Origin of the sequence: Synechococcus sp. Cruz-7E5 (assembly GCF_024345995.1) — a bacterium.
GTDB lineage: Bacteria > Cyanobacteriota > Cyanobacteriia > PCC-6307 > Cyanobiaceae > Regnicoccus_A.
Genome location: NZ_JAGQCE010000006.1, coordinates 38,778 through 64,228, shown reverse-complemented (window position 1 = coordinate 64,228; position 25,451 = coordinate 38,778). Strand labels below are relative to the sequence as shown.

The following is a 25,451-nucleotide window of genomic DNA, read 5'->3' as shown; positions in this document are numbered from 1 at the left end:
CTGGATGGCCGCCTCCTGCTTCTCTACACCCCGTCTCCTCCCCGCGAGCCTGGTTCGTCCCGGCCGGGCACGCCCCTGGAGCTCCCCCCATGCCGTTGCTGCTCTTCCGCTGTTGTTGGTGGGCCTGGTGCTCACGGCCGCCTTGGTGGCGCCTGAGCAGCCCGATCAACTCGGAGCAATCTGCGAACGCCACAACGGACCTGCGGCCTGCCGAGTCTGGTGATGGGGTTATGGACTGCCTCTTGGCTTCAGGCAGCCTGCAGGGTCATGGTCGGGCCCTGGGGCAGGACCGAGCCCTGGATTGCTGCCGCTGGTTCGGGAGTGGCCCACTGCAGCAGGCGTACGGCCAGACGCAGGTCACCATCCATCCAGGCCCGGATCGCCATTGCCCGGCGTGGGTCGTAAAAGCGCTGACGCCGGTACCAGTCGAAGGCATCGGCGTCGCTTTTGTGGCCGTTGCAGGCCAGGCAGGCGGGAACGCAGTTTTCGGTCACGCTCAGACCGCCGCGGCAGCGTGGCAGCAGATGATCAATCGATTCGGAACGACTGCCGCAGTAAATACAGCGATGTTGGGTCTGTTTGTGCAGGGATTGTCTCCAGCGCCTTACACGCAACTTGGGGCAGAGATCCTCAAGGAAGACCGCATCCCTGACCTGCATTCCCATGCCTCGGTTGCGGACAGTTTGCCCATGGCTTCTGTTCTGTCAATGTGTCGACGACTTCAATTCCCCAAGCTGATCGCCAAGGCTGGTTCACGGTGGCAGTCTGACTAGACTTCGCATCCATGAAGCGCGGCGGTGTCCCTGGGAGCCACGCGAGGGACGCCGTCACGCTGCCAGCTGCGGCTTGGATCCTGCGGCCTGATCGAGGTGATTTCGCCGTTTGATCCGGTCACTCAGGCTCAGCTGCGCAGGATCAGGCCGGCGGGCCGCTGGCGGCCCCAGCGCCCTGGCTGGGAGTTTCCGCTGGAGGCAGCAGGTCAGCTGGAGGCACTGCTGGCGGGTCGCTTCGCGATCGAGCCCGACCTGGCCCAGTGGATGGCCTGGCTGCGCCAGCCCCTGCCCCCCCTGCCGCCGCACCGTCAGCTGGTGGCCGCGGCCCAGCTGGATGATCCCTTGCCGGATGGGCGGCAGCTTTTCGGCCACCAACGTACGGCGGCTCGCTGGCTGCTTGCTCGCCGTGGGGCGGTGCTGGCCCATGCGATGGGTCTCGGCAAGACCCTCACAGCTCTGGTGGCGGCACGGTCCCTGTCTCGCTGCGCCGACTGCCGCATTGCCGTGGTGGCCCCGGTGGGTCTTCACGATCTCTGGCGGCAGGAGTCCCTGGCCCTGGAACTGGCCGTGGAGCTGTTCAGCTGGGCGCTGCTGCCAGTGGAGCTGCCCCCCGCCGGCACCGTCCTGATCGTGGATGAGGCCCACTTCGCGCAGAATCTGGGGGCATTGCGCACCCGGGCGCTGCTGCGCCTGGCCCGTCATCCGCGCCTGCGGGCGATCTGGCTTCTGAGCGGCACCCCGATGAAGAACGGCCGCCCATCGCAGCTGTTCCCCCTGCTGGCGGCGATCGATCACCCCCTCGGGCGGGATCAGCTCAGCTTTGAGCAGACCTACTGCCAGGGCCATTGGCGCGAAAGCGGCGGGCGCCGCCACTGGCAGGCCAACGGCGCTGAACGCCTGGAGGATCTGCACCGTCTGATTCAGCCACTGGTGCTGCACAGGCGCAAGCAGGATTGCCTCGACCTCCCCCCAAAGCGCCGCCTGATCTGCCCCGTGACACTCGATCCCAGCCAGGCCCAGGGGTTCGAGCATGAATTGCAGCAGCGTGTGGAGCACTACCGCCTGCGGGCCGCCCGCGGCGAGGTGCGCCGCGATGCGGAATCCCTGGCGATGCTCACGGCCCTCAGGCAGATCGGAGCTGCATACAAACTGCCGGCAGCCCAGGCTCTGGTGACGGAGCTGCTTGCAGGCGGCGCGGCGGTGGTGGTGTTCACGGCTTTCGTGGCCCCTGCCGAGCGGCTGGCCGCGAACCTGGGTGGTGCCGTGCTCACAGGCCGGCTAAGGCCGCCGCAGCGGCAGCGCCAGGTGGAGTCCTTCCAGGCGGGCCGGGTGCCCCTGCTGGTGGCCACCTTTGCGGTGGCGGGCCTCGGCTTCACCCTGCACCGTGCCAGCCACGTGGTCCTGCTGGAGAGGCCCTGGACCCCGGGCGACACCGAGCAGGCGGAGGACCGTGCCCATCGCATCGGCATGACCGGGCCCCTCACCACTCACTGGCTGCAGCTGGGCGTGGCCGATCAGCTGGTGGATGGGCTGATTGCCAGCAAGGCCGAGCGGATTGCCCTGGCCCTGGGGGGACGTCAGGCGATCCTGCGCCGCCAGGCCCTGCCGGCGATGGTGCGCCAGTTGCTGGAGGCCTGGTGAGTCAGGGGGCCGCGGCGGCCGGTATGTCACGGCAGCTTTCCTGGCGCACACCAATGTCGGTGACCAGTTGGGGATCTTCGGCATCCTTCGCCGGTTCGCCGTTGCTGGTGGCCTTGAGCAGCTCCGCTGCCCTCTCGATGTCCTGGCAGGCCCTGGTCTGCTCACCCCTGAGGGTGTGGATCACAAAACGGTCGCTGAGGGGACGGGCCTCGAGCGGGAAAGCGTTCACCACCTTGTCGCAGTTCTCCAGGGCCTCATCCAGCCGATCCACCTTGACCTCATCGAGGCACTCGTCCTGGCGCAGCCGTGGAGAGTCCGAGGTCGGGGGTGCCGCCGCCGCACAACCGCCCAGGGCCAGGGTCAGCGCCAGGGCGGTGCACCACAGGGCCCGATGGGGTTCCTCGCGAAGGAAATCAGTAGGAATAGCGGTCATGGCGTGTGGTTCCGCCGCCGCTGGGGATGGCAATAGGGCCGGTGCTGCCGCTCGCGGGGATGTCGGTTCTGAGCGGTGCGGGCTTTTCACTGCCGTAGAGGGCTCCGAGGAAGCGGCCGCAGTCGGGGAAGGCATCGGGGGACTTGACCACTGCCTCGGTGATCATCACGGCGGCATGTTCAGGAGAGGTCTTGAACAGACTGGCGCTCTGGCGTTTGATCAGGGCGTAGGCGGCGCTCCAGCTCACCTCGTGGTCATTGCCGGCCTTGCGCATGAAGCAATACACCTCGGCGCCCTTGTTGGCGGGATTGCTGGGGTCCGGCTGGCTGACCTGGGCCAGCAGCACAGGCTGGCTCAGCAAAGGCAGCGGGCTGGCCATAAGCACCAGGGAGGGCGCCAGGATCCGCCGCAGAGCCCACTTCAGCCTGGGGCCCCTCTTGGGCTCCGTTGCAGTCGGTCGGGGGCAGAGGAGACGGGAGAGCATTTAATCGGAGCGTGGAGCCAGGCATCGGGCACCAACGTATCGGTCGACTCCGAACTGTCGAGGGGGCGGCCCTCGGGCTCGTCAACTGGAGGAATGACCAGCTGTGAATGACAGGACAAACCTGATCACCATCGGCAGCACCAGCAGCACCGTGATCAGCCGGACCGCGTGCAGGGCCGCAACGGCGGCACCGACACCGAATTCAGCGCCCACCAGACTCATGCCGCTGATGCCGCCAGGGGCGGCCCCCAGCAGGGTGATGATCGGATCCACACCCAGCAGCCGGCTGCTCCAGAGGCCGACCACCAGGCCTGTGGCCACCAGGGTGACGGTGATCAGGATCGCCGGCCGCCACAGGTGCCGCAGTTCCGTCAGCGCTGCACTGGTGAGGCCGGTGCCGATCACGGTGCCGATCGCGATCTCCAGGCCCGTGCGGGTCCCAGGGGGCCAGTGGGCCGCATCCCAGTGCCCGCTCATGCTCACCAGGCTCGCGCCGAGCAGGGCGCCCGCCAGGGGCGCCGCCGGAATTCCCGTCCGCAGGGCAAGCAAGCCACCGCCCAGACCGGCCAGGATGTAGATCGCCAGAGTGGCCAGGCTGGACATGCCCGCACGAGACGCCAGGACGCCTCAGTCTGGGAGATGGCTTGAGCGTTGGGCGGTTCTGTGTTGTGATCGGCCTTCTTGGCTCGATGGCCATGGCCCCTGAATCGGTGTCGTTCCGCATCACCCGCACGGCCGAAGATCTCGCCCAGACGGTGGCGGCCTTGTCGCACCGGCTGGTGCATCTGGAGCAACGGCTTGGCCTGCTGGAGATGGCGCTGGAGGATGACCAGCAGCCGCAGTCCGATCAACTGCAGGCGCTCTCCAATGTGGAGGTGCTGCTGCGGGACTGCCGCCAACTGCTCGAGACGTCAGCCCCTATGTCCGCTCCAGCGGGGCTCAAGCCTGCCCCGCCGCAGGAGCTGGATCTGGCCGCCTGAGCCAAATTCCTGGCGTGTCCTTATCACTCAAGCTGGCAGTGGCCTTGTCCTGAGTGGCAGAATGAAAAGAAAAACAACCATGGCCAGCATTTATCCGGCCTGCCCCCTGCCCCGTAACGGGGGGTCTATGCCACCCCATTCTTCCATCCACCGTCCTGGCTACATCGAAGGTGGCCACCAGCTCGAGAAGCTGGAATTTGCCTTGGCCATCGCCATCAGCCGTGGTGACACCAGTCGGGCCGACCAGCTGCGGTCCCAGATCGATGTCCTCGGTGATCTGGGTGAAGAGCCAGGCACCTGACACCTGAGTTCGTCCCAACCTGTCTGCATTCATCTCTCTTTCAAGTCAACTTCTCGCTCATCCGTTAAAGTGGCCGAAGATTGATTTGTTGTTGTGCTTGCGGTTCAAACGCGATCTTCGATCGCCATGTCACAGGGATCAGAGCAACGAAGCCAGTTCCTGCGGGATGCGGCCAAGCATGAATCCCATGCTGAGGCTGCAGCCCTGCGTGGTGATGTTGTTGAAGCGGCCAAGGCTGTTCTGAAGTCTCTGGATTGCGAGCGGCGTGCCGGCAGCATCGGGCCTCAGATTCTCCAGGTGATCAAGCCCAGATCCTGAGAGGGTGAAGCTGATGAATTTCTTCTTTGCGCAAGCGGGTGACCGGACTCGAACCGGCGACGTTCAGCTTGGGAAGCTGACATTCTACCACTGAATTACACCCGCATTTTTTCATCTTAGCAAATGGACTGCTGAGCCAAGCCCCAGCAGTCCGTCTGTGCCTCAGATCGTCAGTTCCCGGGCCGCCGCGGCAAGGCCAGCCCCCACCGGCTGCCGGGTAGCGCCCAGCTCCTGCAGGGTCGCCTCGATGGCGGCCACCACGGTTAGGACGTCGCGATCGCAGACGAAGCCCAGGTGGCCGATGCGGAAAACCTTGCCCTTGAGGTGATCCTGGCCGCCCGCCAGCAGGATGTCGTAGCGCTCCTTGATCGCCTTGCGCAGGACCTCGGCGTCCAGACCCTCGGGGGCCACCGCTGTGATCGCCGGGCTGCCGTGGCCCTCAGCGGCGTAGAGAGGCAGGCCGATGGCGCGCATGGCCGCCTGGGTGGCCCGCTGCAGCCGGGCATGGCGAGCGAAAATGGCGTCCAGTCCTTCCTGTTCCATCATTCCCAGGGCTGCTTCCAGGGCGTAATACAGCGTCACCGGAGGCGTGAATGGATTGCTGTCGGCAGCGGCTGATTTCCGGTACTTGCCCAGGTCCAGGTAGAACTTGGGCAGATCGGAGCGCTTGTGCGCTTCCCAGGCGCGCTCGCTCATCGCCACGAAGGCCAGGCCCGGCGGCATCATGTATCCCTTCTGGGAGCCTGAGCCCACCACATCCAGGCCCCAGGCATCCACCGGCACCGGGCAGGCCCCCAGGCTGGTGACGCAGTCAGCCACAACCAGAGCCTGGCCATGGGCATGGACATGACGGGCGATCGTCTCCAGGTCGTTGATCACCCCGGTGGAGGTTTCCGAGTGGGTGAGGATCACCGCGCGGATCTTCTTATCGCTGTCGGCTGCGAGGGCCAGGCGGAAGGCCTCCGGATCAAGGGGCTGGCCCCAGTCGGCGCGGATCACCTCCACCTCCAGGCCGTAGGCCCTGGCCACCTTCACCCAGCGCTCGCCGAACTTGCCGTTGTCCCCGCAGAGAACCTTGTCGCCCCGGCTCAACACATTGATGATGCCGGCCTCCATCGCGGCGGTGCCGCTGCCGGTGAGGGCCAGCACATCACCGCTCGTCTGGTGCAGCCACTTGAGCTGCGCGGTGGTGTGCTTCACGATCGACTGGAATTCACCGCTGCGATGGCCGATCGGGTGGCGGCTCATGGCCAGCAGGACGGTCTCCGGCACCGGAGTGGGGCCGGGGATCATCAGGGTGAGCTTGTCCTGCATGGTGGGCGCTGGGGGGACGGGCGCGGCGGCCCAATCCATCACCTTAAAAAACCAAGGTCCCCCCACCCCGGCACAACTCCCCGACCAACACCGCAGCCATGCCCCTGCCGATTACCAACCTGACGCCCTTCACCCTGCCGGTCTGGGTGGCGGCCGCCGCCCGTGCGGCTCTGGAGACGCTGCTGGAGGCTGAGGGCCTTGCCCTCCCTGATGCTGAGCTCAGGGGCTCCGGGGAGGCCCAGCCGCTGGAGCTGCTGGAGCCGCCCGGCGTTGAGCTGGTGCCGGTGGAGGCTGCCGCCGCCCTCGGCCATGGCCAGGCCCTTGGCATGGCCCGCTGCGATCCGGGCGATGGTCTGGATCTCACCCGGGGCTTATTGGTGTGGGTGCGGGCGAGCTGGTGGGCTCCGGCGCAGGAGGCAGAGCCATCCCAGCGCTTGCTCCTGGAGGCGGGGGAGGGGTTGGGGGTGCGGGCCGGAAGCCGGGACCTTTGCCTCTCCGCCTATGCCCGTCGGCTGCTGGAGGTCAACCTTCTGCCCCTGCTGCCAGCAGGCCGCGGACTGCGGCTCCAGCTGGTCTTCCCCCGGGGCCGGGAGCTGGCAGGCCGCACCAGCAACGAAGCCTTCGGGGTGGTCGACGGACTGGCCCTGATCGGCACCCAGGCCGTGGTGCAGCGCAGCGCCGCCCCTGATCGGCTCGATGAGTGCCTCGAGACCTTGCGCCAGTGGCCGCAATCGCCCCACCCCGGTGATCTCGTGCTGGTGATCGGCGAGAATGGGCTTGATCTGGCTCCACGACTCGGCCTGCATGCTGGCCTGTTGCTCAAGGCCGGCAACTGGCTGGGGCCATTGATCGTGGCGGCGGCCGAAGCCGGTGTCGAGCGGCTGCTGCTCTTCGGCTATCACGGCAAGCTGATCAAGCTGGCGGGCGGAATCTTCCACACTCACCACCACCTGGCCGATGGTCGCGCCGAAGTGCTCACGGCCCTGGCGGCCCTTGAGGGGATGGCTGGCCCTGAGCTGGAGCGGCTGTTCGCGGCGCCCACAGTGGAGGCCGCTCTGGCGCGATTGCAGGAGCTCGATGGGCCGCTGGCGGCCCGGATCGAGGCGCGGCTGGCCCTGGCGATCGAGACCCGCAGCCAGGCCTACCTGGCCCGCTACGGCCGTTTCCGCACCAGGATCGGAGCGGCGCTCTTCGATCGGCAACGGCAGCTGCGGGTGGCGGGCCCCTGCGGAGTGGAGCTGCTGGAGGCTTTCCGGCACGACCTAGGGTGAGCCCAAAAGGCCTGGCAGGCCGTTATTCGGTCGTTATGTCCCACCCGTCCCCCTCGACCGAGCAGCCTGAGAGCTCACGCCTGCCGGCGATCGTCATCCTCGATTTCGGCTCCCAGTACTCCGAGTTGATTGCCCGTCGGGTGCGGGAAACCGAGGTGTATTCCCTGGTGCTGGGTTATGCCACCAGCGTGGAGGAGATCAGGCGCCTGGACCCGAAGGGAATCATCCTCAGCGGCGGTCCCAGCTCGGTGTACGACGAGGGGGCGCCCCTGTGCGATCCAGCCATCTGGAGCTTGGGGATCCCGGTGCTGGGGGTTTGCTATGGCATGCAGTTGATGGTGCAGCAGCTCGGCGGCCAGGTGGAGGCTGCCGGCCGGGGCGAGTACGGCAAGGCGCCCCTCTATGTGGATGACCCGATCGATCTGCTCACCAACGTTGAGCAAGGCTCGACGATGTGGATGAGCCACGGGGATTCGGTAAAGGCCCTGCCGCCTGGCTTCAGTCGCCTGGCTCACACCGACAACACTCCGGAAGCGGCGGTGGCTGATCACCAGCGGCGTCTGTACGGGGTGCAGTTCCACCCTGAAGTGGTGCATTCCCATGGTGGGATGGCGATGATTCGCAACTTCGTTTATCACATCTGCGGCTGTGAACCTGATTGGACCACAGCAGCCTTCATCGATGAAGCGCTTGCAGACGTGCGGGAGCGGGTGGGGGACAAGCGGGTGCTGTTGGCGCTTTCGGGCGGGGTCGATTCCTCCACGCTGGCTTTCCTGCTGCATCGGGCCATCGGTGATCAGCTCACCTGCATGTTCATCGACCAGGGATTCATGCGCAAGGGGGAGCCGGAGTTCCTTACCGAGTTCTTCGACACCCAGTTTCACATTCGCGTTGAATACATCAACGCCCGCGATCGCTTTCTTGCCAAGCTCGACGGCATCACCGATCCGGAGCAGAAGCGCAAGATCATCGGAGCTGAATTCATTCGTGTGTTCGAGGAGGAAAGCAAGCGGCTTGGGCCCTTCGATTATCTCGCCCAGGGCACTCTCTACCCCGATGTGATCGAATCAGCCGGCACCAATGTCGACCCCAGGACCGGTGAGCGGGTGGCCGTGAAGATCAAAAGCCACCACAACGTGGGCGGGCTGCCCAAGGATCTGCAGTTCAAGCTGGTGGAGCCCCTGCGGCGCCTGTTCAAGGACGAAGTTCGCAAGGTGGGCCGCAGCCTCGGCCTGCCCGAGGAGATCGTGCGCCGCCATCCTTTCCCCGGGCCAGGACTGGCGATCCGCATCCTCGGGGAGGTCAGTGCCGAGAAGCTGAACATCCTGCGCGATGCCGATCTGGTGGTGCGTGAGGAGGTGCAGGCGGCTGGGCTTTATCACGAGATCTGGCAGGCCTTTGCGGTGCTGCTGCCGGTGCGCAGCGTCGGCGTGATGGGCGACAAGCGCACCTATGCCTATCCGATCGTGCTGCGATGCGTCTCCAGCGAAGACGGCATGACCGCCGACTGGTCCCGCCTGCCCTACGACCTGCTGGAGCGGATCTCCAACCGGATCGTCAATGAGGTGCAGGGGGTGAACCGCGTCGTGCTCGACATCACCAGCAAGCCCCCCGGCACGATCGAGTGGGAATAGGCCTGGTCTTGGACAGCAGGTTGAGTGTTGGCCGGGCTCTGGCCTCTCCGGTCGGCGTTCGATACCATCGGCTCCCAGCCTGTTTCCCTTGACCGCCGTCACCCAGCAGGATCCCCAGGTGCAGCGTCGCCTGCAGCAGGACAGCATCCTGCTGGGTGGAAAAACCATCTACCTCAATCCCTTTCTCTACTGGCGTCGCTTCGATGCCAACACCGACCGCTGGCTGCGGGAACCAGGTCAGCTGCCGGAGGAGCAGATTCTGGCCAACCGTGGCCGTTTCTATCCGGAAGTGCACTGGGAGGAACTCAGTGACGGTGAATGCCAGGTCAAGGATGGCGCCGTGGAGATGTTCATCAAGAGCCTGGAGCTGATCAGCACTTTCCATCCCGATCTCAGCGCCGGCCATCTGCTGGAGGTGGAGCGCAAGATGGCGGTCACCAAGAAGCGGGCCTTCGAGCGCTGGGTTGAGAAATCCCTGCAGCGCCGCCAGAAGCTGGAGCAGCGGGAACGGCGTCGGTTTGATCGTGAGCGTGCCCTGCGCGGCTGGGGCGAGTGGTTCAGTCTTGACATGACCCGCCAGGCCCTGCTGCCGTTCACCGCCGCCGTCGCTCTGGCCGTGGTGGGTGGGTGGTGGCTGGGATCGCGCGAGTTCTGCCGGGCGGTGATTCTCGAGCCTGGGATCCAGCGCACCCCCTGAACCCGCCGAAGCTCTCCTGGGAGTCAGACTGTGAAAACGGTCCGATGGTGCTTGCCAGCGGCGTTTGCTTCAGGAGTCCTGCCATGGCTGCCGATCCGTTTGATGCCCTGAGGCTCACCCTGATGGAAGACCTGCTTCCGGTGGGCATCGCTGTGGTCGACCGGGCTCGTCGGGGTGGACCTCGCCAGGTGGTTGAGGCTTTCACCGCCACGGATGATCCTCTGGCACAGCTGCGTCAGGAGGGGGATGCGGCTGCCAAGGCCGTGCGCGCGAGTCTCGACCAGGTGCAACCAGGGCTGGGCAACCCCGTGGTGAAGGTGGAGGTGCGCGACGTGCCCGCCGACTCCCCCACTGATCTGAGCGTCCCTCCACCCCCATCACCCGGCGGGCCTGAGGAGCGGCGGGCATTGCAGGAAACCCTGGCGCGCATCTCCGGTTGCCTGGAGGAACTCGAGCGTCGCCTCGGGGCCTGAGGCGATGGCCACTGGATTCCAGCCCGGTTCACATCGGCAGTCGGGGATGAGCCATCAGCCGGCCTGGTTGCTGGCGGTTGTGCTGCTGGCGGCTTCGGCGATGGGAGCCCGCCTGGCCTGGCTGCAGTTGGCCCAGGGCGCTGAAAACCGCCTGCGGGCTGACCAGAACCGCATCCGCCTGGTGCCCCGTCACCCGGTCCGCGGCCGCCTGCTCGATCGCCATGGGGAGGTGCTGGCCACCAGCCGCCTCACATACAACCTCTATCTGCAGCCTCGGCTGGTGCCGAAGGAACGCTGGCCGGCCCTGCGCGAGAAGCTGGCGACGCTGCTGGCGCTGCCGGTGCAGCAGTTGGAGCAGAACTACAAGGAGGGGCTCCAGGGTGATGGCTATCGGATCGAGCTGGCCAGTTCCCTGAGCAGTGTTCAGGTGTTGCGCTTCCGGGAGCAGGCGGGAAATCTCGATGGCGCCGAGGTGGATGTCGACTACCTGCGCTCGTACCCCGGTGGCCCCCTGGCCGCCCACGTGCTCGGCTACACCAGTGGCATCACCGAGGAGGAATTCGCCCGCCTGGCCGACAAGGGGTATCGGGTCCAGGACCGCATCGGGCGCACCGGGCTGGAGCAGGTCTACGAATCCCACCTGCGGGGCGAGTGGGGCGGCCAGCAACTGGAGGTGAATGCCGCAGGGCAGGTGCAGCGGGTGCTGGGCGACAAGCAGGCCCGCGCTGGCAAGGACCTGCGCCTGACCCTGGATCTGGAGTTGCAGCGCACCGCCGAGAAGGCCCTCGATGGCGTGGCCAAAGGGGCGATCGTGGCCATGGATCCCCGCACCGGCGCCATCCGCGCCATGGCGAGCCGCCCCAACTTCGACCCAAACATCTTCTCCACCGGCCCCACCACGGCCCAGTGGAACAATCTCAATCGCCCGGAAGCGCCCATGCTCAACCGGGCGATGCGGGCCTTTCCCCCCGCCAGCACCTTCAAGCTGATCAGCGCGATCGCCGGTCTCGAATCAGGCCGCTATGGTCCCACCTCCACCATTCCCACCTCCGGGTCCTTCTGCTACGACGGCCAGTGCTACGCCGACCACGGCAGCTTCGGCAGCATCGGTTTTCCCTTCGCCCTGGCGGTGAGCAGCAACAGCTTCTTCTACCGGCTGGGCCTGAAGGTGGGATCCGAGGAGCTGTTCAAGGCGGCGCGCCGCCTTGGCTACGGCAGCTATACCGGTATTGAGCTGCGGGATGAGGAGAGTCCTGGGCTGCTGGGGGACAAGGCCTGGAAGAAGGAGGTGCTGGGGGAGCCCTGGACCTCGGTCGACACGATCACCTCGTCGATCGGTCAGGGGGCGGTTTCGGTGACGCCGTTGCAGATGGCCCGCCTCTACGCGGCCGTGGCCAATGGCGGCTGGCTGGTCACTCCCCACCTGGTGGAGCGGGACACCCCCCGGACCTGGATCGGCCTCAAGCCCACCACCCTCCAGGTGCTGCGCCAGGGTCTGCGCGAGGTGGTCACCAACGGCACGGCCACCACGCTCAACGATCCCAGTCTGCCAGCGGTGGCCGGCAAGACCGGCACCGCCGAAGACCCCCCGCGGCCGGATCACGCCTGGTTCGGCGGCTATGCCCCGGCTGGCAAGCCCGATCTGGTGATCATTGCCTTCGGCGAGAACAGTGGCGGCTACGGCGGCACCATCGCCGTGCCGATGGTGAAGGCCCTGCTGGCCACCTGGTTCAAGCCGGCTCAGGCCGCCAGCTGAAGGTTGGCACCGGCCACATCGCGATAGAAGCGGCGCAGCTGGGCGGTGGCTCCCGCCCAGCCCCAGCGCTCGGCTTCATGGCGGGCCGCCTGCCGCAGCTGCTCACGCCGCTCGGGACTTGCCAGCAGCCGCATGGTGGCGGCAGTGAGCGAGGCGTCGTCATCGGGGTCGTACAGGCAGCCGTTGACCCCATCGGTGACGATGTCGGGGATGCCGCCCCGATTGGCGCCCACCACGGGGCAGCCCGCCGCCATCGCTTCCAGCAGCACCAGCCCCAGGGTTTCGGTGCTGGAGGGGAAGAGGAAAGCATCGGCACTGGCATAGGCGCCGGCCAGCTCCTCGCCGCCCAGATAGCCCACGAAGGTGGTGGCGGTCCCCTCGAACACCTTCTCCAGCTGGGCACGGTGCGGGCCGTCTCCCACCAGAGCCAGCCGGGCCTGGGGCAGGGCGTCGAGCACGGGCCGGATCCGCTCAATCTGCTTCTCGGCCGAAAGCCGACCCACGTAGAGCAGCAGGCTGTCGCTCTCGGGGTGGCGGCCCATCAGGCGCCGCCGCATGGCGACCGAGCGCAGCTCAGGCCGGAACATCTCCGTGTCGACGCCCCGCTGCCAGAGGGCGGTGTGCTGGATGCCCCGCTGGCTCAGCTCCTCCACCATCACCGAGGAGGTGCAGAGATTGAGCACGGCCTGGTTGTGGGCGGCCTTGAGCAGCTCCCAGAGCAAGGGCTCGAACACGCCCATGCCGTAGTGCTCGAGGTACTTGGGCAGGTGGGTGTGATAGCTGGCCACCAGGGGGATCTGGCGGGTTCGCGCCATCCAGATGCCTCCCAGGCCCAGCACCGCCGGGTTGACCACGTGCACCACATCCGGCTGGAAGGCCTCCAGGGCCTCTGCCACGGCCGGACGGGGCAGGGCGAGTTTCAGCTCCGGGTAGAGCGGCAGGGGCAGGGCCGGTACGCCGATCACCCGGGCTCCCATAAACAGAGAGGGGGCACCCTCCGGGCAGAACAGCAGCACCTCATCCCCGGCGCGCACCAGGTGTTCCACGGTCTTGGTGAGACGCGTGACGATGCCGTCGACCTTTGGGAGGAAGGTTTCGGTGAACAGTGCGATCTTCACGGGCGCTGCCGTCGGGGCATGGTCCTGGCCATCAGCTCAGACGACGGCCTTGAGGGCCGCTGCCTGAGTGGTGGTCCAGGAGGACACGCAGGGGATGCGGGAGCGGTCGCAGCGGTCGGCCCAGCGCCTGGCCACGTCGACCACTTCGCTGAGCAGGCCGTCCTCAAGGGTGGTGGGCTTGAGGCCCAGCTCGATCAGGCAGCGGTTGTCAACGATCAGATCATTCTCGATCGCCTCCTTGCGCGGGTTGGGCAGGTGGCTCACCTGGGCACCGGTGACGGCCGCCACCTTCTCGGCCAGATCCTTGACCTTGTGGCTTTCGGTCATCTGGTTGTAGATCCGCACCTTTTCCCCGGAGGCGGGGGGGTGGTCGATCGCCAGCTCCACGCACTTGACCGAATCACGGATGTGGATGAAGGCGCGGGTCTGGCCGCCCGTGCCGTGCACGGTGAGGGGATAGCCGATCGCGGCCTGCATCAGGAAGCGGTTGAGCACCGTGCCGTAATCGCCGTCATAGTCGAAGCGGTTCACCAGGCGGGGGTCCCGGTCGGTGAGATCGGTGTTGGTGCCCCAGACAATGCCCTGGTGCAGGTCGGTGACACGGATGCCGTCGTTCTTGTTGTAGTAGTAAAAGAGCAACTGATCCAGCGTCTTGGTCATGTGGTAGACGCTGCCAGGATCCGTAGGGTGCAGGATCTTCTCTCGGAAGCGGCTGCCGTCGGCCTGGGGCACTTCCACCGTGAGGTAGCCCTCGGGAATCGTGGCGCCCCGATGGGACCCATAGCCGTACACACCCATGGTGCCCAGGTGCACGATGTGGATGTCGAGGCCACTTTCAACGATGGCGCAGAGCAGGTTATGGGTGCCGTTGACGTTGTTATCGACCGTGTAGCGCTTGGTGGTGCTCGACTTCATCGAGTAGGGCGCTGCCCTCTGCTCGGCGAAATGGACCACGGCTTCCGGGCGCTCGCTGCGCAGCAGCTCCAGCAGCAGGTGGTAATCCTGGGCGATGTCGAGGTGCACGAAGCGGATGGCACGGCCGCCCGTTTCTTCCCATGCCCGCAGGCGGTCGTGCACCGTGGCGATCGGGGTCAGTGATTCCACCCCCAGATCCACGTCGATCTTGCGCCGGCTGAGGTTGTCGACCATGACAACGTCGTGGCCGGCCTGGGCCATGTTCACGCAGCAGGGCCAGCCGCAGAAGCCGTCGCCGCCGAGAACGAGAACCTTCACGTCTGAACTCCTGCTGAACGAGCCGATGCTCCTGGGGGCAAGCTACTACAGGCGTTCCGACCCCCCCCCGGCAGAGAGCCAGGATCCAGGAGCTCAGCTGATCGCCGCCGCCACCGCCAGCATCAGCAGCACCAGGATCACGCCCCCCAGCAGCAGCAGGATGGTCGAGCGGCTACGCCCTGTCCCCGTCTCGATCACCTCCATGCGGGGCTCCCTGGCGAAGGCATTGAGCTTGCCGCCGTCTTCCTCGGTGACTGACATGGCTGGGGCGCAGGGGAAGCCGCAAGTTACCCAGCGCAGGCCGGCTTGGCCCAGCCCTGAGAAGGACTGTTACGGGACCTGGGCCTGAGCGGATGTACCGACCATTCCCTGCTGCGGTGAGCTGGCGCTGGCCTCGGGGCGCATCGGCAGCCGCCCGGCCAGGTAAGCGCTGCGGCCCGCCTCAGTGGCCATTGCCATGGCTCGGGCCATGGCCGCCGGATTGCCCGCCATCGCGATGGCGCTGTTGATCAGCAGGGCGTCCGCTCCCATCTCCATGGCCTGGGCCGCCTCGCTGGGAACACCGATGCCGGCGTCCACCACCACAGGAACGCGGGCGCTCTCGATGATCAGGGCGATGTTGGCGGCGTTGCGGATCCCCTGGCCAGAGCCGATCGGAGAGCCCAGCGGCATCACCGTGGCGCAACCGGCCTCCTCCAACCGCCGCGCCAGCATCGGATCGGCGTTGATGTAGGGGAGCACCACGAAGCCCTCCCTCACCAGGGCCTCAGCGGCCTGGAGGGTGCCGATCGGATCCGGCAGCAGGTGCCTGCTGTCCGGAATCACCTCAAGCTTCACGAAGTTGTTGTCCTCCTGGCCGGCCAGGCGCGCCAGCTCCCGTCCGAGCCGCGCCACCCGCACCGCTTCCTCGGCGGTGGCGCATCCGGCGGTGTTGGGGAGCATCCAGTGGCGGCTCCAGTCGATCGCCTCGATCAGGCCCTCATGCCCAGCTGCCAGCGACTGCACCCGGCGCACCGCCACGGTGACGATCTCGCAGGAACTGGCCGCCAGGCTGGCTTTCATCGCCGCCAGGCTCGGATACTTGCCGGTACCGGTCATCAGGCGGCTGCGGAAAGGCCGTCCCGCGATCACCAGGCTTTCGCTGTCCATCGGGATGTCGTCGAAGCCCAGGCCATGCCGCGAAACTACCGCGAACGGTGACCCCGGCGGCTGTTTTGCACCGCCTGATGGCGTCTCCGCCCTTAGCCTGCGCTCACGAGCCCTGAACCATTTCGATGCCGCTGCTTCTGCCGCTGTTGCTGGCTGCCGCCGACCCCCAGCTGGCCATGAATCCCCTGCCGGTGGGAAGTGTGGTGCCGTTCGGCGCCCCGCCCTCTGCAGCGGCGCAGGTGTTCGAGGCCGAGCTCGGGCCCGTGGAAACCTTCGATCCCACGGGTCGGGCCATCGATCTGGCCCGCGACCTGCCCAGGGTTTGGTCGGGCGTCTACCGCTCCTTCGCTGGCGGCGAACCCCTGCCGGTGCAGCTGCGCCTGGCGGAGGCCACCCCCATGGGCCAGATGGTCGACCTGCGCGGTGAGATGCAGCTGGGAGAGACCACCGTGGCGGTGCAGGGCAACCTCAACGCCAAATCCGATCAGCTCGACCTGCTGATGCTCTGCGACTGCGAGGTCGGCGGCATGGAATCGGGTGGGGAGATCAGCGGTGTGCAGGGGCTTGAGCTGGCGGGCTGGGTAGCGCCGCGGCTGACCAATCCCGGCGGTCGCTTTGATCTGCGCCCGGTTGCTCAGACGGTAGCCCCATCTGCAGCAAGTCCTTCCGGGGGAGCACCTGTTCGAGGGTTGTGGTGACCAGAGGCTGATCGCCAGGGTCAGGGCATGCTGCCGGTTTCAGGTCGCATGCTTCGGCCCAAAGGCGCCTTCTCAGACACCGTTCTCAGTAGAGCCCTAAGAGCCTGGGCCGGTTTTGTTTCCAGTGGATCCGGCCTTTGGACCCATCCCCTTGGCAGGGCCGACCGGTTCAGCCGGATCGGCAGGGAAACGACGGTCGAGCAGCTTCAGACGCTTGCTTGTGGTCTTGTTACTGGGATCGAGGGCGAGGGCCTGGCTGTAGGCAATGCGGGCCTCTACGGGCAACGATTGACGCTCAAGGGCATAGCCCAGGTTGTTCAGGGCCACGGGGTAATCGGCTTTGGCCTGCAGGGCCGATTTGTAGTGACGAATGGCAGCTGCATGGTTGCCCTGGGCGGCAAGGGCAAAGCCAAGAGCGTTCTGGATGAGAGCTTTCGCTTCTCCCGGTTCGCCATCCGAGCGCTTCAAGGCCAGTTTGAGCGTATCTACCGCCTGGTCGTAGAGCCGTTTGCGCAGCTGCACCGAGGCCAGCTCGTAGAGCGTGGCGGAATCCTTTGAGTCTTCCTTGACCTGGATCTCCAGCTTGGCCAGACGAACTTCATCAGCGCGCACACGCCAGACCTGCAGACCGATCACCACGGCGGCCCCACCCAGCAGAACGATCAGGCCGATCAGATAGGCCTGTGGAAGGAGAAGGTCCATCGGGCCTGCGGGTGTGGGCTATGGGCGGAGTTGGTGCGGGGGCTGGGATCAGGCGCGGGCGGCGCCCACCACGTCGCTGAAGCTGGCTGGATCAGCCAGGGCGAGCTGGGCAAGCATCTTGCGGTTCAGCTGCACATCGGAGCGCTTGAGACCTCCGATCAGGCGGCTGTAGCTCAGGCCGTTGAGGCGGGCGGCGGCGTTGATCCGGGCAATCCAGAGACGACGGAAATCGCGCTTGCGACGACGACGGTCGCGGTAGGCATTGCACAGGGCCTTCATCACCCGTTGATTCGCGGTGCGGAAGAGGCTGCCGTTGCTGCCCTGGAAGCCGCGGGCTAAACGGAGAACCTTGTTGCGGCGTTTACGGGCGACATTGCCCCTCTTGACGCGGGCCATGAAAATCTCTCAGTTGAACAGTTGAATTCAAGATGGTGCCGGCTTTCGGCCGGCCTCAGCCTGCGTAGGGGAGCATGCGGCTCACGTTGTCTGCATCGCGCTCATCGACGACCGCCATGGTGCCGAGATAGCGCTTGCGCTTGGGGCTCTTGTGATCGAGCAGGTGGTTGTGGAAGGCGCGCCGACGCATGAACTTGCCACTGCCGGTCACCTTGAACCGCTTGGCAGCTGCTCGGCGGGTCTTGAGCTTCGGCATGTCTGGCGCCCGTTCACAAACAACCAAAGTACGACGTAGATGTCCCTTCCGCCAACTCCTCCAGGATCATCCGCTCGGTCGTACGGTTTTTCGATGCGATTCCCCGCTCTGCTCTCAGTGTGCGCCCTGCCGCGTCTGGTGCCCTTCGCCATGGGCATCGGGGGCTCCCTGCTGCTGGCCCCGGGCTGCCGTGCCATGCCGGCGGCTGCCCTGCACTGGCCCACCTCCCCTCGCCCCGCCATCGAGCGCACCGCGCCGGTGCTCTGGGTTGCCGTGGGTGCCCGGCTGGGGCCGGCTCCCGGGGTGGCTGCCGCCAAGGCGCCTCCCCTGCTGCTGAAGGCCGCTGCCGGCAGCCTCGAGCTGGAGGACGCCGGTGGTCGCAAACTCCAGGGCTCAAGCCTGAGTCTGCGTTGGCGGCAGCGGCCCCTGCAGGAGCCCCTGCTGCTGGAGCGCACCGTGCTGGGTCCCTTCCCCAGTTTCGAAACGGCGGATCAGGCGGCCGTGGCCTGGCGCCAGCTTGGAGTGGAGCCAGTGATCGCCCATCCGGCTGAGTGGGAGGTTTGGGCGCCTGCCCGCACGGCTGCCCCCGAGGGGTTCCAGGCCAGAGCCTGGACGCGGGAGGAGACAACCCGTCTGGAGCTGGAGGCCACGACGGCCGACGGCAGTGTGGTTGCGCTGGAGGGCCCCCTGCGCCTGAAGGCTCCCCAGGGCCTGCGCTGGGGCAAGGGTGTGTTCCAAGGTCCGTTCCAATTGCAGGCCAATGCCTATGGCGGTTGGAGCCTGATCGAGCAGGTGCCCCTGGAGCGCTACCTGCTGGGAGTGGTTCCCCACGAGATCGGTGCCGGCTCCCCAGCGGCGGCCCTTGCGGTCCAGGCGGTCCTCGCCCGCACCTGGGCCCTGCGCAACAGCCATCGCTACGACGTTGACGGGTATCACCTCTGCTCCGACACCCAGTGCCAGGTGTATGCCGATCCACGCCAGGCCGGCGCCGCCGTGCGCCGTGCCGTGGAGGCCACCCGCGGGCAGGTGCTGAGCTGGCAGGGTCAGCCCATTCACGCGGTGTACCACGCGAGCAACGGTGGTATCTCGGCGGGATTCGAGGAGGTCTGGAGCGGGCCGCCCCTGCCTTACCTCCAGGCCCGCCCAGATGGGCCGCCGGCCTTTGCCAAGCGCTTCGGGGTGCCGCTGCCCGACGCCTCCTTGCCGCAGCTGCTGCGTCAGGGGGGCGCCGCCTATGGAGCCGACCATCCGCTGTTTCGCTGGACCCGGCAGCTGGATAGCGCCCGCACCCGCCAGTCATTGGAGAAGGGCCCCGGCGGCGTCGGAGAGCCCCGGGAGATCAAGGTGCTCGAGCGCGGTCCCAGCGGCCGGGTGCTGGCCCTCTCGCTGGTGGGCAGCAGCGGCCAGCGGGTGCTGCGCCGTGACGCGATCCGCCGAACGTTTCGTCAACTGCCGAGCACCCTGTTTGTGGTCAAGCCCGACGGGCCCGGCCGCTGGAGCTTCACCGGTGGTGGCTTCGGCCATGGCGCCGGCCTATCCCAGCAGGGGGCCATCGATCTGGGCGGTCGAGGCTGGAGCCAGAACAGGATCCTGGCTCATTACTACCCGGGCACCGAGCTGGTGACTCTCGAAGCCCTGAGTGGTGGCCTTTAGAGTTCGATCCGACGCGGACCAGCCACGCCGGCGCGGTTGCCATGACGGAGTTGCCATGACACCCACCGGTTCCAGCCCTAGGGGCCGTCGCGGCAAAGCCGCCCTGTTTGTCGTGCTCTGCAGTTGGGCCGGGGTGGCGCCCCACTGGCTGGAGCCGCCCCGCAACCTTCTGCCTGCAGCCAGTCTCACCCTTCTGCTGGGCGCGTATTTAGTGCGCAACGTGCTCGGACAGCTCTGGCACCGCAACCGGGCGCAGAGCTCAGCCGACGGCCCCGGCCTCGAGGCCGCCAGCGGGGAGGGTTCCTGGCCGGGGCCCTGGCCAGCGGTGGATGTGGTGGTGGCGGCCCGTGATGAGCAGGCTGTGGTCGGCCGTCTGGTGGAGCGGGTCAGCCGTCTTAGGTACCGCCATGGGGTTCTGCGCCTCTGGGTGGTCGACGACGGCAGCGAGGACCGCACACCCGAGCTGCTGAAGGCGCTTGAGGCCAGCACGCCGATGCTGCGGGTGCTGCGGCGGCCACGCCATGCCGGTGGCGGCAAGTCGGGGGCCCTCAATGCCGTGCTTGAGCAGCTCGAAGGAAGCTGGATGTTGGTGCTCGACGCCGACGCCGGCCTGCAGGAGGACCTGCTCGAGCGGCTGATCCCCTTGGCGGAGCAGGGCGGTTGGTCGGCGATGCAGCTCCGCAAAGCTGTGGTGAATGCTGGCTGCAACCTGCTCACCCGCGCCCAGGCGATGGAAATGGCCCTCGATGCGCTGGTGCAGGAGGGCCGGCTGGCCGGCGGCGGGGTGGCGGAATTGCGGGGCAACGGCCAGTTGCTGCGCCGGGAGGCGATCACCCGGGCCGGCGGGTTCAACGAGGACACCGTCACCGATGATCTCGACCTCAGTTTTCGGCTGTTGCTGGCCGGTGAGCCCGTGGGCGTGCTCTGGGATCCCCCTGTGGAGGAAGAGGCGGTACTCACCGTTCAAGCCCTCTGGCGCCAACGTCAGCGCTGGGCGGAAGGTGGCCTGCAGCGCTTCTTTGACTACTGGCCGGGGCTGCTCTCGGAGCGCCTCAACCCTGCCCAGAAGTTCGACCTCACCAACTTCTTCCTGCTGCAGTACGTACTGCCGATGGTCTCGGTCGTCGACCTGCTCACCGCCTTGGTCACCCGCACCGCCCCCACGGTCTGGCCCTTGTCGATAGTGGCCCTGGGCCTGTCCGGCGCAGCCATCGTGGCTGGCTGCCGCCGCCCCAGCGAAGGCCCTGCTCTGCCGGCGATGAATCCCCTGGCGGCCGCGCTCGGGATTGCTTACCTCATGCACTGGTTCGTGGTCATCCCCTGGGTCACCCTGCGCATGGCCCTGCTGCCCAAGCGCCTGGTCTGGGCCAAGACCCAGCACCTCGGCAGCGAAGCTGGCACCGAAAGCAGCGCCGACGATCTCTCGCTCGCCATCGACCCCCTGGCTGATCAGCTGCCTGATCCCTCCACTCAGGTCTCCTGAGGAGTCCTGGCTCAGTCCTCCAGATTCACCACCTCGCCGTTGAAGAAATCGGCCAGGCGGCGCGCCTGGTCATCGAGAGGTTGGGGTTCAGGTCGATCAGCCGATGGGCCTGGCCCGGCCTTGATGGGCCCAGGCGATGGTGTCTGGGCTGTGGCCATCGCCTGGGAAGTCGCCGCTGGCGCGGATACTGAAGGACCTGGCACCACAGCTGGTGCTACTGGAGCTTCCATAGCGGGCCTGGCCACTACTGGTGGGGCGACAGTCGGGCTGGCGGGCTGGTCGGAGGCTTCCAGCAGCACCTGGCGGGGGGCGCCCAGAGCCTGGTGCAGCGCCGACTCCAGCAGGGGCAGCCGACTCTGCACCATGGCGATCCACTTGCCGCTGACCCGCACCACGGCCCGCTGCTGATCGAGGCGCAGCAGGGAGGCCTGCTGGGAGAGCAGCATGCGGGTGGAGGGCAGCTCCAGGCTGGAGAGGATCTGCTGCCAGAGCTCCCCTAGATCCTGGTGTTCCGGGCCTGGCGCTGGGGTCGACCGGGGCTCTGCTGGCGGTGGTTCGGCAGTTTTTGGCTTTGGCGTTGGTGTTGGTGTTGCCTTCGGCTCCTGAGGCAACGCCGCCGATGTTGCGGTGCTGGTTGCCGCTGACGCGGAGACAGGCCGCACCGGGCCACCGCCCCCTGCCGACGCTGGCTCCGCCAGCAACCCCAGCAGCAGCACCTCCAGCCAGAGCCTGGGTTGGGCGCTCTGGCGCAGCTGCTGTTCGCTGCCCTTGAGCTGGGCCTGCCAGCTGAGCAGCCGCGCCTTGCCGATGCGGTGGGCCTGCTCGGGCAACAGCGGTTGCAGCTGGGCGCTGACCGCTGTGAGCTCCAGCCGGTCCGGGGCCACCCCGGCCAGCACCAGATCCCGCAGCAGGCTGGCCAGACCCTGCAACAGGGCTCCGGGCTCCCGCCCCCGCTCGAGCAGGCGCCGGCAGGTCTCGAGAATGCCCAGGGGATCGGCCTCTCCCATGGCGGTCACCAGCTCCAGCAGCTCCTGCTCAGGCACTGCACCGAGCAGGTCCCACACCGCCGTCGCCTCGATCGGCGCCCTCAGCAGGCTGAGCTGATCAAGCAGGCTTTCGGCATCGCGCAGCCCCCCCTGGGCCCGAAGTGCCACCACGTGCAGGGCCTCGGGGGTGATGCCGATCTCCTCCTCGCTGGCGATGAAGCGCAGGTGATCCTCCAGGGCCTGCAATGGAATGCGGCGGAAGTCGAAGCGCTGGCAGCGGGAGAGGATCGTGGGCAGCACCCGCTGGGGATCAGTGGTGGCAAGCACGAACACCACCCGCGGCGGTGGTTCCTCCAGGGTCTTGAGCAGCGCGTTGAAGGCGGCGGTCGAGAGCATGTGGCACTCATCGATCACGTAAACCTTCCAGCGGGCCTGCACCGGAGCGAAGCGGGAGCGCTCGATCAGTTCCCGGATGTTGTCGACGCCCGTGTTGGAGGCGGCATCGATCTCGATCACATCGAGGGCGTTGCCGGCGGTGATCGAGCGGCAGAGCTCACAGGTGCCGCAGGGTTCGGGGGTGGGTCCGGCTGCCGTCAGGCAATTGAGCGATCGCGCCAGGATCCGGGCGCTGGAGGTCTTGCCCGTGCCCCGGGGCCCGCTGAACAGGTAGGCCGGAGCGATCCGGTTCTGGAGCAGGGCACTGGTGAGGGTGGAGGCGATCGCCTCCTGTCCCACCAACTGGTCGAAGCGTTGGGGCCTGTACTTCTGAGGCAGGGGCAGATAGGCACGGGCCTGGGTCATGGAGGCTGCTCCCCGGACGGCCTGGCCCATGAGGCTACTCAGCCGGTTTCGGGGCCAGCAGGCGCTCCAGACGGTCCTCCATCTCCTCCACCTCCTCAAGCTGATCGGCCAGGTTCTGGGCTGCCAGGCGCAGCTTGGCGAACGACTCCGATGCGCCGTCTCGGCCTTCCCCCCAGCGGGCCTCTGCACGGGCCAGCTCCGTCTCCAGCTTCTGCTGCAGCTTCAGGCGCAGGCCATCGAGCTGCTCCAGGCTCTGAACTGCCAGTGTCCGGCCCTTCTCCAGCTGCTCCCCATCCAGGTTGAGCCCCTGCCGCAGCAGCAGGCGCACGCCGGTGATCAGGGCCGCCGGCACCAGCTGGCCCAGCATCAGGGCTCCGAGGCTGCCGGTGTGCAGCCAGCTGTCCACCTGGGCACTGCGGTGACGACCGGTCTTGCACCAGATCGCGAAGTGCTCGCAGTTGTTGAAGATCAGGTTGTAACGCTGCTCCCCCAGCCGGCCCATGGCCCGGCGCAGGGTCGTGCCCGCCGGAGAGACCTCGGTGGGGTCGTAGCCGACCACCGCCACGGCTTCACCGCGGCTGAAGTCTTCGAGGGGTGAGCGCAGGATCGCCCTGCCTTCCAGGTAATGGGCCACGCTGCCATCCCCCAGGTCGATGCCGTGGTGGTTGAACAGCCCGTGCTGCCGGGGTACCTGGAGATGGTCGGCGGCTGCCATGGGCCGTGATCGCGGGGCAGAACCGCTTCACCCTGCCGCCGGGCTGGCGGGTGGATCAAGGACGGTCAGGGGTGGATTGCCGTTCAGGCCGATTCCTGCTGGCTGACCACGCTGGGATAGGGGAGCACCTTGGCCTTGCTGCGTTGCTCCACCAGCTCGCGGGTGATCGTGTAGGTGCTGACCTCGGTGTTGGAGGGGAGGTCGTACATCAGATCCAGCATCAACTCTTCGACGATGCCGCGAAGGGCACGGGCACCGGTGCGTCGGCGGTGGGCCTCATGGGCGATCGCCTCGATGGCGCCGGGCTCGAACTCCAGGCGCACGCTGTCCATGCTCATCAGCGTCTGGAACTGCTTGATCAGGGCGTCGCGGGGTTCGGTGAGGATCGACTCCAGGGAACGCACATCGAGGGGCTCAAGCACGGCGCTAACGGGCAGCCGGCCGGTGAATTCGGGGATCAGGCCGTAGCGCACCAGATCGTCGGGTTCAAGGTGACGCAGCACGTGGCTGGCCTTGAGTTCGCGGTGGCCGCGGCCGCGGCCATCAGCGGGCAGGAACCCGATCGAATTGCGCCCCAGACGCCGCTGCACCACGTCTTCGAGGCCCACGAAGGCGCCGCCGCAGATGAACAGGATCTGGCTGGTGTCGATCTGGATGCAGTCCTGGTAGGGATGCTTGCGTCCCCCCTGGGGCGGCACGTTGGCGACGGTGCCTTCCAGCATCTTGAGCAGCGCCTGCTGCACCCCTTCGCCGGACACATCGCGGGTGATCGAGGGGTTCTCGCTCTTGCGGGCGATCTTGTCGATCTCGTCGATGTAGATGATGCCGCGCTGGGCCTGCTCCACGTCGAGGTCGGCCTTCTGCAGCAGGCGCAGCAGGATGTTCTCCACGTCCTCACCCACGTAGCCCGCCTCGGTGAGGGTGGTGGCGTCGGCCACCGCGAACGGCACATCAAGAAGTTCGGCCAGGGTCTGGGCCAGCAGGGTCTTGCCACTGCCGGTGGGGCCGATCAGCAGGATGTTCGATTTGTGCAGGCGGGTGGCGCTGCGGTCGGTCTCACCCTTTCCGTCTCCTTGCCAGGCCAGGCGCTTGTAGTGGTTGTAGACCGCCACCGAGAGCACCTTCTTGGCCTCGTCCTGGCCCACTACCTGTTGATCGAGGAAGGCCTTGATCTCCTTGGGTCTGGGGATGGTCGCCAGGGTGGGGGCGGGCTTGCTGCTCTTTTTGACGGCTGGCTTGCGACCGTGGTCCCCGTGAGGCCTGGCGCTGCCATGGCTTTCAACCAGCTCCTCATCAAGGATCTCATTGCAGAGATCGATGCATTCGTCGCAGATGTAGACCCCGGGTCCGGCTATCAGTTTGCGCACCTGCTCCTGAGACTTGCCGCAGAACGAGCACTTGAGATGGGCGTCGAACTTGGCCATCGGGCTGGGGCGTCCTGGTCAGGGGGTAGGGCAGGGGCCGGAATTCCAGGATCGGCCGGAACCCGTGGTTCGTCAGCAGACCTTAAGGATCAAACCGGAGTCGTGTCATCCACGACACGATCGATCAATCCGTAGCTGACGGCTTCGGGGGGAGACAAAAAGTAGTCCCGGTCGGTGTCTTCGGCAATCTTCTCGAGCGGCTGACCGGTGTGCTCCGCCATCAGACCGTTGAGGGTGTCCTTGAGGAAGAGGATCTCCTTCGCCTGGATCTCGATGTCGACAGCCTGTCCCTGGGCGCCTCCGAGGGGCTGGTGGATCATGATCCGCGCGCTGGGCAGTGCCATGCGCTTTCCCTTGGCGCCACCCGAGAGCAGGAACGCCCCCATGCTGGCCGCCAGGCCATAACAGATGGTCACCACGTCAGGAGCCACCTGCTGCATGGTGTCGTAGATCGCCAGCCCGGCCGTGACGGAGCCGCCCGGTGAGTTGACGTAGATCTGGATGTCCTTCTCGGGATCTTCCGCTTCCAGGAACAGGAGCTGGGCCACCAGGGAGTCGGCTACCTGATCGTCGATACCGGTGCCCAGGAAGATGATCCGCTCCCGCAACAGGCGCGAATAGATATCGAAAGCCCTCTCGCCGCGCCCCGACTGCTCCACCACCGTGGGCAGCACGCCTGGCGAGGCCTGCCAGCTGTTGTGGATCGGATGGGAGCGAATGGCTTCGATCACGCGGCTGGGGCAGGGGAAACGGGACAGACCG

The 25,451-nt window shown here is 66.8% G+C and carries 28 protein-coding genes and 1 tRNA gene; 12 read left to right on the top strand and 17 right to left on the bottom strand.

The features are described 5' to 3' along the window. Positions 1 to 4 precede the first annotated feature (4 nt). Positions 5 to 223 (top strand): hypothetical protein, encoded by a 219-nt coding sequence (locus KBY77_RS08830; protein ID WP_255103297.1) that lies wholly within the window; start codon positions 5 to 7, stop codon positions 221 to 223. 25 nt (positions 224 to 248) lie between these two features. Here KBY77_RS08830 and KBY77_RS08825 read toward each other — a convergent pair whose 3' ends face one another. Next, positions 249 to 659 (bottom strand): HNH endonuclease, encoded by a 411-nt coding sequence (locus KBY77_RS08825; RefSeq protein ID WP_255103519.1) that lies wholly within the window; start codon positions 657 to 659, stop codon positions 249 to 251. Between the two features lie 138 nt (positions 660 to 797). Here KBY77_RS08825 and KBY77_RS08820 point away from each other — a divergent pair, with 138 nt between their 5' ends. Next, positions 798 to 2,414, top strand: coding sequence for a DEAD/DEAH box helicase (locus KBY77_RS08820; RefSeq protein ID WP_255103295.1), 1,617 nt, complete (start codon positions 798 to 800; stop codon positions 2,412 to 2,414). 1 nt (position 2,415) lies between these two features. Here KBY77_RS08820 and KBY77_RS08815 read toward each other — a convergent pair whose 3' ends face one another. The 3 genes from KBY77_RS08815 to KBY77_RS08805 all read right to left on the bottom strand — a co-directional run bounded on the left by KBY77_RS08815 (position 2,416) and on the right by KBY77_RS08805 (position 3,934). Beyond that, positions 2,416 to 2,847 carry a hypothetical protein gene (locus KBY77_RS08815; RefSeq protein WP_255103293.1) on the bottom strand — a complete coding sequence of 144 codons (432 nt, stop codon included), beginning with the start codon at positions 2,845 to 2,847 and terminating at the stop codon, positions 2,416 to 2,418. Continuing rightward, on the bottom strand, positions 2,828 to 3,226 hold the full coding sequence (locus tag KBY77_RS08810) for a DUF6554 family protein (RefSeq protein WP_255103517.1): 399 nt from the start codon (positions 3,224 to 3,226) through the stop codon (positions 2,828 to 2,830). The genes KBY77_RS08815 and KBY77_RS08810 overlap by 20 nt, the downstream gene beginning before the upstream one ends. Before the next feature lie 186 nt (positions 3,227 to 3,412). After that, positions 3,413 to 3,934, bottom strand: a complete 522-nt coding sequence (locus KBY77_RS08805) for an AbrB family transcriptional regulator (protein ID WP_255103291.1) — start codon at positions 3,932 to 3,934, stop codon at positions 3,413 to 3,415. A gap of 92 nt (positions 3,935 to 4,026) precedes the next feature. Here KBY77_RS08805 and KBY77_RS08800 point away from each other — a divergent pair, with 92 nt between their 5' ends. Continuing rightward, positions 4,027 to 4,311, top strand: coding sequence for a hypothetical protein (locus KBY77_RS08800; RefSeq protein ID WP_261354121.1), 285 nt, complete (start codon positions 4,027 to 4,029; stop codon positions 4,309 to 4,311). A gap of 79 nt (positions 4,312 to 4,390) precedes the next feature. Beyond that, complete coding sequence (locus KBY77_RS08795) at positions 4,391 to 4,612, top strand: hypothetical protein (protein ID WP_255103542.1); 222 nt, start codon at positions 4,391 to 4,393, stop codon at positions 4,610 to 4,612. A 351-nt stretch (positions 4,613 to 4,963) separates the two neighbouring features. On the opposite strand, the gene KBY77_RS08790 is transcribed toward KBY77_RS08795, so the two are convergent. After that, positions 4,964 to 5,035: transfer RNA gene (locus KBY77_RS08790), tRNA-Gly, on the bottom strand. A gap of 57 nt (positions 5,036 to 5,092) precedes the next feature. After that, complete coding sequence (locus KBY77_RS08785; RefSeq protein ID WP_255103287.1) at positions 5,093 to 6,244, bottom strand: alanine--glyoxylate aminotransferase family protein; 1,152 nt, start codon at positions 6,242 to 6,244, stop codon at positions 5,093 to 5,095. Between the two features lie 98 nt (positions 6,245 to 6,342). Here KBY77_RS08785 and cbiD point away from each other — a divergent pair, with 98 nt between their 5' ends. The 5 genes from cbiD (at position 6,343) to mrdA (ending at position 12,075) form a co-directional block, all read left to right on the top strand. Further along, positions 6,343 to 7,515, top strand: a complete 1,173-nt coding sequence (cbiD, locus tag KBY77_RS08780; RefSeq protein ID WP_255103285.1) for a cobalt-precorrin-5B (C(1))-methyltransferase CbiD — start codon at positions 6,343 to 6,345, stop codon at positions 7,513 to 7,515. Positions 7,516 to 7,550: 35 nt separating this feature from the next. Beyond that, complete coding sequence (gene guaA, locus KBY77_RS08775) at positions 7,551 to 9,149, top strand: glutamine-hydrolyzing GMP synthase (RefSeq protein ID WP_255103283.1); 1,599 nt, start codon at positions 7,551 to 7,553, stop codon at positions 9,147 to 9,149. An 88-nt stretch (positions 9,150 to 9,237) separates the two neighbouring features. Further along, a complete protein-coding gene (locus KBY77_RS08770) occupies positions 9,238 to 9,846 on the top strand; it encodes a hypothetical protein (RefSeq protein WP_255103281.1) in 609 nt (202 codons plus the stop codon). Between the two features lie 83 nt (positions 9,847 to 9,929). Continuing rightward, positions 9,930 to 10,319 (top strand): hypothetical protein, encoded by a 390-nt coding sequence (locus KBY77_RS08765; protein WP_255093100.1) that lies wholly within the window; start codon positions 9,930 to 9,932, stop codon positions 10,317 to 10,319. 4 nt (positions 10,320 to 10,323) lie between these two features. Next, positions 10,324 to 12,075, top strand: coding sequence for a penicillin-binding protein 2 (gene mrdA, locus KBY77_RS08760; RefSeq protein ID WP_255103279.1), 1,752 nt, complete (start codon positions 10,324 to 10,326; stop codon positions 12,073 to 12,075). On the opposite strand, the gene KBY77_RS08755 is transcribed toward mrdA, so the two are convergent. From KBY77_RS08755 to KBY77_RS08740, 4 genes are all read right to left on the bottom strand, one after another. After that, positions 12,060 to 13,193, bottom strand: a complete 1,134-nt coding sequence (locus KBY77_RS08755) for a glycosyltransferase family 1 protein (protein WP_255103277.1) — start codon at positions 13,191 to 13,193, stop codon at positions 12,060 to 12,062. The genes mrdA and KBY77_RS08755 overlap by 16 nt on opposite strands. 36 nt (positions 13,194 to 13,229) lie before the next feature. Then, a complete protein-coding gene (locus KBY77_RS08750; RefSeq protein WP_255103275.1) occupies positions 13,230 to 14,426 on the bottom strand; it encodes an NAD-dependent epimerase/dehydratase family protein in 1,197 nt (398 codons plus the stop codon). Positions 14,427 to 14,519: 93 nt separating this feature from the next. Beyond that, complete coding sequence (gene psb34 / locus KBY77_RS08745; protein ID WP_255103273.1) at positions 14,520 to 14,687, bottom strand: photosystem II assembly protein Psb34; 168 nt, start codon at positions 14,685 to 14,687, stop codon at positions 14,520 to 14,522. 69 nt (positions 14,688 to 14,756) lie between these two features. After that, on the bottom strand, positions 14,757 to 15,575 hold the full coding sequence (locus KBY77_RS08740) for a thiazole synthase (protein ID WP_255103271.1): 819 nt from the start codon (positions 15,573 to 15,575) through the stop codon (positions 14,757 to 14,759). A gap of 125 nt (positions 15,576 to 15,700) precedes the next feature. Between KBY77_RS08740 and KBY77_RS08735 the strand changes: the two genes are divergently transcribed. Further along, entirely contained in the window at positions 15,701 to 16,273 is a 573-nt protein-coding gene (locus KBY77_RS08735; protein ID WP_255103269.1) for a hypothetical protein, read from the top strand. A gap of 96 nt (positions 16,274 to 16,369) precedes the next feature. Here the strand turns inward: KBY77_RS08735 and KBY77_RS08730 are convergent, their stop codons facing one another. The 3 genes from KBY77_RS08730 to rpmI are packed head-to-tail and all read right to left on the bottom strand — an operon-like array spanning position 16,370 to position 17,627. Further along, entirely contained in the window at positions 16,370 to 16,975 is a 606-nt protein-coding gene (locus KBY77_RS08730) for a tetratricopeptide repeat protein (RefSeq protein ID WP_255103267.1), read from the bottom strand. Positions 16,976 to 17,023: 48 nt separating this feature from the next. Beyond that, positions 17,024 to 17,371 (bottom strand): 50S ribosomal protein L20, encoded by a 348-nt coding sequence (gene rplT / locus KBY77_RS08725; RefSeq protein ID WP_255093092.1) that lies wholly within the window; start codon positions 17,369 to 17,371, stop codon positions 17,024 to 17,026. Positions 17,372 to 17,426: 55 nt separating this feature from the next. Then, a complete protein-coding gene (gene rpmI, locus KBY77_RS08720) occupies positions 17,427 to 17,627 on the bottom strand; it encodes a 50S ribosomal protein L35 (protein ID WP_094554864.1) in 201 nt (66 codons plus the stop codon). Between the two features lie 150 nt (positions 17,628 to 17,777). Between rpmI and KBY77_RS08715 the strand changes: the two genes are divergently transcribed. Together KBY77_RS08715 and KBY77_RS08710 are read left to right on the top strand one after the other, a co-directional pair. Then, positions 17,778 to 19,280, top strand: a complete 1,503-nt coding sequence (locus tag KBY77_RS08715; protein WP_399212579.1) for a SpoIID/LytB domain-containing protein — start codon at positions 17,778 to 17,780, stop codon at positions 19,278 to 19,280. A 55-nt stretch (positions 19,281 to 19,335) separates the two neighbouring features. After that, positions 19,336 to 20,763 carry a glycosyltransferase family 2 protein gene (locus KBY77_RS08710; RefSeq protein ID WP_255103263.1) on the top strand — a complete coding sequence of 476 codons (1,428 nt, stop codon included), beginning with the start codon at positions 19,336 to 19,338 and terminating at the stop codon, positions 20,761 to 20,763. Between the two features lie 11 nt (positions 20,764 to 20,774). On the opposite strand, the gene KBY77_RS08705 is transcribed toward KBY77_RS08710, so the two are convergent. The 4 genes from KBY77_RS08705 to clpP all read right to left on the bottom strand — a co-directional run bounded on the left by KBY77_RS08705 (position 20,775) and on the right by clpP (position 25,420). Next, complete coding sequence (locus KBY77_RS08705) at positions 20,775 to 22,550, bottom strand: DNA polymerase III subunit gamma/tau (protein ID WP_255103261.1); 1,776 nt, start codon at positions 22,548 to 22,550, stop codon at positions 20,775 to 20,777. Between the two features lie 34 nt (positions 22,551 to 22,584). Next, positions 22,585 to 23,265: a lecithin retinol acyltransferase family protein gene (locus KBY77_RS08700; RefSeq protein ID WP_255103259.1), complete on the bottom strand. Its 681-nt coding sequence runs from the start codon at positions 23,263 to 23,265 to the stop codon at positions 22,585 to 22,587. Between the two features lie 83 nt (positions 23,266 to 23,348). Then, positions 23,349 to 24,689, bottom strand: a complete 1,341-nt coding sequence (gene clpX / locus KBY77_RS08695; protein WP_255103257.1) for an ATP-dependent protease ATP-binding subunit ClpX — start codon at positions 24,687 to 24,689, stop codon at positions 23,349 to 23,351. Positions 24,690 to 24,778: 89 nt separating this feature from the next. Continuing rightward, positions 24,779 to 25,420 carry an ATP-dependent Clp endopeptidase proteolytic subunit ClpP gene (gene clpP, locus KBY77_RS08690; RefSeq protein ID WP_255103254.1) on the bottom strand — a complete coding sequence of 214 codons (642 nt, stop codon included), beginning with the start codon at positions 25,418 to 25,420 and terminating at the stop codon, positions 24,779 to 24,781. Positions 25,421 to 25,451: the final 31 nt, after the last annotated feature.